3 protein-coding genes are annotated in these 7,151 nt (G+C 57.7%); all 3 read right to left on the bottom strand.

Features of this window, described 5'->3' with window-relative positions; translation table 11 throughout:
• Positions 1–32: 32 nt before the first annotated feature.
• The 3 genes from H7B90_RS01720 to H7B90_RS01710 all read right to left on the bottom strand — a co-directional run bounded on the left by H7B90_RS01720 (position 33) and on the right by H7B90_RS01710 (position 7,142).
• Positions 33–4,550, bottom strand: coding sequence for a DUF7948 domain-containing protein (locus tag H7B90_RS01720; protein ID WP_446483090.1), 4,518 nt, complete (start codon positions 4,548–4,550; stop codon positions 33–35).
• A gap of 11 nt (positions 4,551–4,561) precedes the next feature.
• Positions 4,562–6,142 carry an autotransporter outer membrane beta-barrel domain-containing protein gene (locus H7B90_RS01715; RefSeq protein WP_185134129.1) on the bottom strand — a complete coding sequence of 527 codons (1,581 nt, stop codon included), beginning with the start codon at positions 6,140–6,142 and terminating at the stop codon, positions 4,562–4,564.
• A 124-nt stretch (positions 6,143–6,266) separates the two neighbouring features.
• A complete protein-coding gene (locus tag H7B90_RS01710; RefSeq protein WP_185134128.1) occupies positions 6,267–7,142 on the bottom strand; it encodes a carbohydrate ABC transporter permease in 876 nt (291 codons plus the stop codon).
• Positions 7,143–7,151 lie beyond the last annotated feature (9 nt).

Raw genomic sequence — 7,151 nt, 5'->3', positions numbered from 1 at the left:
GCCGTCAGGCGTTTTTCTTATTCCCAGCACGGTCACTCCTCTTCCTCCGCGATCACCAATACGGATGCATGAGCCTGTCTGGTCGGCCCGTTATCCGAGACAAACGTTGCCAGACTCGTGATGACGGTGTCCTCCTCCACATCCGGCAGGACGAACGGCACTCGAATCGTCTCGTCAGCCCCGACTTCGAATCGGACAATGCGCAATTGGATGTTAAGCCGGGGGGCGGTCAATATCGCGTTCAGGAGGGCGACGTTTCCTGTATTGCGCACTTGAATGGTAAAAATGACCGTTTCCCCTGGCCTCCCCTCTGGGCGATTCACCGTATGGATGAGTTCGGCATCCGGCAACGCCGCCGCGCGAATGAGGACCGTATCCTGCTGCTGCGGAGTCTGGTCGGAGAGAATGACGACGGCGTTCCGGAACGCCGTTCCGCCGGTCGTCCCCGCCGGGATTGTGAACGGCAGCGTAAATACGCGCTGCGCCCCGGGCGCAAGCGACGGGATGACGGTTCGGAAGCCAAGGAGCGAATCGGCGACCCGGATGTTCATAAGCGTCCGGTTCGCGACATTCGTAATCTTGATTGTCTTGGCAACCGTGTCTCCCGGATCCGCCGTCGACGAAGAAGCCTGAACGTCCAATCCCGGCAGCACGGCGGGTACGGCGACCGTGACGCGCGCTTCGCTTTGCGCCAAGGTTCCAGGAGGCTGCTCCGGCCACGCGACGGTAACGCGGTTGGCGATGACGGTACCTTGCGCCGCATCTGCAGGAACCGTGAACGTGAATGTCGCCGCAGCCGTCTCGCCCGGCGCGATAACCGGGATCGTCGACTGCGTGCCGGTCAGCGAATCGCTGACGATGACACTCGTCGCCGGGTTGCTGCCGGTGTTCGTCGCTTGGGCCGTGTAGCGGATCGTCTCTCCGGGCGCCGCCACGCTGCGGTCCGGGAGCTTAAGCACCGTCAGCGTCGTCAGTGCGCCCGGTACTTCCCGTACGACGACTTCGGCCGTCGTCTGCTGAAGCGGCGTTTGATCGGACGAGACACGGAACGCGTTCGTAATGACGCTGCCGTTCGCCGCTCCCGCCGGTATCGTGAACGGCGCCGTTCGGGTAATCGTCCCGTTCGCGGGGAGGCTTCCTACCGTCTCGCCGATGCCGAGCAGCGGATCGCTCAGCACGACTTGGGTCTGGGGGACATTCAATAGATTCGTAACGATCAGCGTAAACGTAATCGTCTCTCCCAGCGCGGCAAATGCCCGGTCGGGCTGCTTGCTCAGCGCGAGTCCTGCGCCTGCTACCGTCACTAACGACTCCACCTGCTGCGTGACGGTCTCCGTTGAGGTGACGGAGAGCAGGTTGGCGATATCCGACCCGATGGACGCTCCCGCCGGTACGGCGAATGGGATCGCAATCTCAAGGGTCTCCCCGACCGCAAGAGTCGCGATCGTTTGGTCGAATCCAAGCAGCGGATCGGCGAGCCGGATGCCGGTCAGCGGCACGTTGCCGAGGTTGGAGAGCGTAACGGTGTAGTTGAAGGTCTGGCCCGGCGTAACGGCAGTCGAATCAGGCACTTTGCTAACCCCGAGCAATGGACGGGCGGACACGACCACCTCCGTGCTGGCGGATACGGGCTCCGTCTCCTTGCTGACCGCCGTTGCCGTGTTCGTGAACGTCTGCGGCGGCATCTCTAGCGGAACAAGGAACGGTACCCGAAGCGCTTCCGTCTGCCCGATCGCCAGCAGCGGAATCACGGTGCGGAACCCGGTGAGATCGTCCGTCACCGAAATATTGGTTAGCGCCGCATTTCCCGTATTAGCAGCCGTGATCGTAAACGCGACCGTCTCTCCCGGAGGCACGACGGTTCGATCCGCCGTTTTGGTCAGGCTAAGCCTCGGAACCGGCAGCACCTCGACCGCCGTTCCTATCTCCTCCGGCGCGGGAAGATTGTCGGCGACGATCGTCACCGTATTCGCAATCGTCAGTCCCGCCTGCGCGTCCGAAGGGATAACGAACGGCCACTCGATAACGACGCTCGTTCCGACAGGAATGTCGCCGATCGTCTCCTCCAGCCCGATGAGCGGGTCGTTCATCCGCACGTGGATCAGATCGACATTGCCGACATTCTGGATCGCGATCGTGAACACGACCGTCTCCCCAGGCGCCGCGGCGGGCGGGTTCACGGTCTTGGTCGCCAAGAGCGCGGGCGTCTCCGTAACGAGGATCTCGGACTCTTCGGTGACGGGTTCGGAGATTTGATCGGAGGCGACGGCGACGGTATTGGTCAGCAGTCCCGGCGGCGTTCCTGCAGGAACGGTGAAGACGACCTCGAAGATCCGGACCTCTCCGGGAACCCATTCCGGAACCGCAACGGAAAAGCCGAGCCGCGGGTCGTCGATCGACACGTTCGTGAGCGTGACGGCGCTTGGATTGAAGACTTCGATAAAGAAGATCACCGTCTCCCCCGGCCGGACTTCGAATCGATCCGAGAACTTCCGCACGAATATCTCAGCCGTATTCCCGATCTTCGTTACGAAAGAATCGCCTCCTCCCGCCAAAGCCTGCTGGAACGCGCCCGGGGTTACCGGATAATTCGAGGAGAAAGTTTGCCCGGTCATGTAGGCGCTGCCCGACCTGTCGACCGCGAGGCTAAAACCGGAGTCGTTCGAACTGCCGCCAATAAAGGTCGAGAAGTCAAGCGCAGATCCCGAGACGTTCAATTGCGTCAGGAAAGCGTCCTCGGCTCCAGCGAGCGAGGGCTGGACAGCATCGGGCGTTACGGGGAAATTGCCGGAGCCGGTAATCCCCGCTACATAAGCTCTGCCGCCCGACAATCCGATACCGACTCCGGTATCCGTTCCGCTGCCGCCAAGGTAGGTGGAATACACAAGCGCGGAGCCGTCGGGACTCAATTTGGTTACGTAAGCGTCGAACGTTCCGCCGCCGAACGCGGTTTGGAATGCGCCCCCCGTAACCGGAAAATCGGTCGAAGTCGTCTTCCCTGTAACGTAGGCGCTGCCGAATTCGTCAACGGCGATGCCTTCCCCGTCATCATTCCCGCTGCCGCCAAGGAAAGTGGAATATACAAGCGCGGAGCCGTCGGCATTCAATTTGGTCACGAAGCCGTCCTGAGTTCCGCGAAGCGCAATTTGGAACGCCCCGGGGGTCGTCGGGAAATTCGAAGAAATCGTAGCCCCCGCCACATAGGCGTTGCCCGATCCGTCGATCGCGATGGCAAGACCCTCATCAATGTGATTGCCGGCAATGTAAGTGGAATAAAGAAGCGCGGAACCGTCGGCACTCAATTTGGTTACGAAAATGTCGCCGAGATTGTCTCCTCCCGCGGTTTGAAAGGCACCGGGCGTGGTTGGAAAGTCGGTGGAGCTGGTTGTCCCCGTCACATAGGCATGGCCCGAACCGTCGACCGCGATCGCGTTGCCGTTATCTACCGAACTTCCGCCAAGATAAGTGGAATAGAGGAGCGCGGAGCCGTCGGAGCTCAATTTGATTACGAAGCCGTCCCGGCTGCCGCCAATCTCGGGCTGAAAGGCGCCGGAAGTAACCGGAAAATTAGCGGAGGTCGTTTGCCCCGTCACGTAGGCGTGACCTGAATCGTCGACCGCGATGCCGGCGCCGAGATCCAGACTGCTGCCGCCAATGAAAGTCGAAAATTCAAGGGCAGTGCCTTCGGCGTTCACTTTGGTCACGAAGGCGTCCGAAGATCCGGCAGCTCCAGTCTGGAACGCGCCGGGAGTAAGCGGGAAATTCGCGGATACGGTTTGTCCCGTCACGTAGGAGTTGCCCGAACCGTCGACCGCGATGGCAAACCCGGTCTCCGTCCCGCTGCCGCCAAGATAGCTGGAATAGAGAAGCGACGGATCGATGACCAACCTATTGCCGGCATCATAACCGTCTCCGACCTCGAATCCGTAAATACACTCATCCGGTTCGGTTTGCTTTATAACAAAGCGGCATTCCACCGGTACCTTCTTGTTATCCGCTTCTTGATAGCTTACAGGTCGCTCTTCGGTCAAGACGCCGAAGGCCGTATGGATCAAGAGATTCCCTTGCTCGTCCAAGGACAGTCGATCCGCTCCGCGGTAGGCGAATCGAACGGCGTCCAGCCCGGCGCCGGGCTGAACAACGACGTCGTATTTGAGCTTCCCGCCCTCTCCATGGAAAATCAGATCGACTCCCGGCCACAGCTCGCGGTAGACAACCTCTTGATAGGTAGGGAGCTTGGTATGCCACTTCGCCGGATCCTGCCCGATCAAGAAATTGACTTTCTCCTGATTACGGTGTCGGCCCTCCATCTTTGCGGCGGCGTTCGCACCGAGAAACTGCAAGGACAGCGACAGTCCTTCTTGCTCACCGCGAGCTCCCCGAGCGAACACAAATTGAGCCTCGTCCGGACGGAAGCCGACTCCGTACCCAGGCCGGTTGGCTAGATACCGTATCTCCGGACGAACCTGACCTGCATTTTCTACAAAAGTTAAAGGGAGTTTATCGTAGTGATGCGGAACGAAGCGCCGTTGAGCGACGGTTAATGACATGGATAACCTCCTTAATCCGCGTTAGCTATTGCAACTGCCGGCAAGGAAAAGGGCGTCCCGTTGATATAGGAAATGTCATAATTGTTATAGCCTTGCGTAAAGGGCGAAGTCCATCGGGTTCCGAAGCTATGAGTAAAGTAGAGCTCGTCGTCGATAGGGTTGCGGCTAAATGCTCGAGAGGCGCTGTTGTTAGAAAATATCGCACCGGGCTCTACAACAAGATTAGCCAGACTCCCATGATCGATCCAAACTCCCCCGCCGTCGACAATGGCCGTATTATTGGAGATCGTTCCGCCTGCGATGGCGACAATGGCATCGGCGCCTGAATTGTTTATACCGCCGCCGTAGCTGGCCGTCGTATGGCCGGAGATGATGCCGCCGCTCATGGTGAAGGTCGCGGGACCGAAGTTGAATACGCCGCCGCCCCTGCCCTCGGCGGCAAACGTTTTATTGTCGGAGATGATGCCGCCCTCCATCGTAAACCGGGCGTTGCTCCAGTTCAATACGCCGCCGCCGCTGGAGGCTGTATTGCCGGAAATCTCGCCGCCAGTCATCACCAACGTAGATGCCTGGTTATTGATGCCGCCGCCGCTAAATACGGCTGAGGTATTTCCTGATATTTTCCCGCCATATAGGTTGAAAGTCGCGCCGCTAATATTGGTCACGCCGCCGCCGGCGTCGCCGACGGAGGCGTTGCCGGAAATTTCGCCTCCAAGCATATCGAAGACAGCGCCCGCTCCATGGTTGCGAACGCCGCCTCCGATTCTGGCGGTCGTATTGCCGCTGATCGCACCGTCGTTCATGGTGAAATGGCCGCCAAGGTTGTATACGCCGCCGCCGTTACCAGCCGTGCCGGCGCTGTTTGAGCCCGTATTACCCACTATTGCGGCATTGCCGGACATCGTGAAGATCCCGTTCAAGTTAAACACGCCGCCGCCGTTCGAGGCCGTATTGTTCTTGATGGTGCCGCCGTTCATAGTGAAGGAATTGGCAGCGCTGAACACATACACGCCACCGCCATTTGAGTTGTCTTGGATGGCCGTATTGCCGGAGATCTCTCCATTGTTCATCGTACAGACAGCGTTGTCGTTCACGAATACGCCGCCGCCGTTAATGGCCGAACAGTTCGCAATGAGAACATCCTGCATGCTTAGCGTACATATGGCGGTATGGCCTCCAACCCATAGGCCGCCGCCGTTGCCCGCGACGCCAGACCCGCTTCTTACGCAGTTGATGATAGAGCAGCCGTCCAGAATCAATTGTCCGCCCGAGCTATTAAAGCCGATGCCGCCGGAAGTATTATTTCCATTGAGAACAATGCCTTCGCCTATGGTCATGATTAGATTAGGAACGTCTGCAAGAGCGGTCGTTCCGTTGGGATTGGTCGAGAAGTGACGGAAATTCCCTCCCGCTGCAAACGAAAGGACAACCTCATTGGCGCCGCTGCCATTTGTAAGATGGATGGTCAGGCTTCTGCTGATTACCACAGAGCTGGCGAACAGGAGGTCGTTTAGGACGATAAGAGTTAAAACATCGCCGTCATTGGCGTTTTCTATAGCGTTCTTTAATTGCTCAAAGGTGGCGATTTCCATATCTTCCCCCCATATATTCAAACCATATGCGAATGTCCGTATTCCATCATATACGTTTGTTATCTGGCGGGTGCTTGCTGTCTAGACGTTCTTAATGGTGGCTGGTTCGTTGTACTCCAGCAAGCTATTCCTTAACGGACCCGATTAACAAGCCTTTAATGAAGTAGCGTTGAAGGAATGGATAGAACAGAACGATCGGACCGATGGTGACGATCGCAGTCGCCATCTTGATGGATTCGGTCGGAAGCTGCGACGTCGACATCGAGCTTGAAGAGGATTGCATCTGCTGAATCATGCTGATCTCCGAATTGAGTTTGAATAGCAAGTATTGCAACGGGTACAGGTTCGGGCGATCGACGAGCATGATAGCGTTAAACCAGTTGTTCCAGTAGCCAATCCCATAAAACAGCGTAATGGTGGCCAGTACGGGCAGGCTGAGAGGGAAGAAGATTTTAAAGGCGATAAACGCGTCGTTCGCTCCGTCGATCTTGGCCGCTTCGATCAGCGATTCGGGAATCTGCTTCATGTAGTTCCGGACCAGGAATAGGTTGAACGGGTTGAACACAAGCGAAGGAATAATTAACGCCCATATATTGTTCTGGAGACCAAGCTTGGTGCTCATCATATACCAAGGGACCAGCCCCGTGTTGAATACCATGGTCACGAAGAAAAACATGGCTAGACCGTTGCGGTAACGAACATGCCTCGCCGCCAGCGTATACCCGGCCATTGAGGTGATCGTTACCGCAAGCAGCGTCCCCAGCGCAGTGACGGTGATGGAGACGATATAGCTTTGCAATAACGGAGAGCTGCCTGAGAAGAGCAGGCGGTAGGCGTCGAACGACAACTGTGCGGGGAAGAAGCTATAGCCTTGACTCTGAATGGAGCGCTCATCGGATATCGACACCATGAGCACGAGCAGCAGAGGCAATGTGCAGACGAAGGCTAATAGGGCAATAAACGTCTTGTTGGCGACATCGAACAGCTTATAGGTTCGCATATAGACTCC

The sequence above is a fragment of the Cohnella xylanilytica genome (assembly GCF_014212175.1).
GTDB classification, from domain to species: Bacteria; Bacillota; Bacilli; order Paenibacillales; family Paenibacillaceae; genus Cohnella; species Cohnella xylanilytica.
The sequence above is the reverse complement of the archived record's forward strand: the minus strand, read 5'-3'. Positions and strand labels throughout refer to the sequence as shown.

Bases quoted from the DNA above. Each gene is read 5' to 3' on its own strand.
- H7B90_RS01720 (WP_446483090.1), bottom strand. From the start codon at position 4,550: ATGTCATTAACCGTCGCTCAACGGCGCTTCGTTCCGCATCACTACGAT.
- H7B90_RS01715 (WP_185134129.1), bottom strand. From the start codon at position 6,142: ATGGAAATCGCCACCTTTGAGCAATTAAAGAACGCTATAGAAAACGCC.
- H7B90_RS01710 (WP_185134128.1), bottom strand. From the start codon at position 7,142: ATGCGAACCTATAAGCTGTTCGATGTCGCCAACAAGACGTTTATTGCC.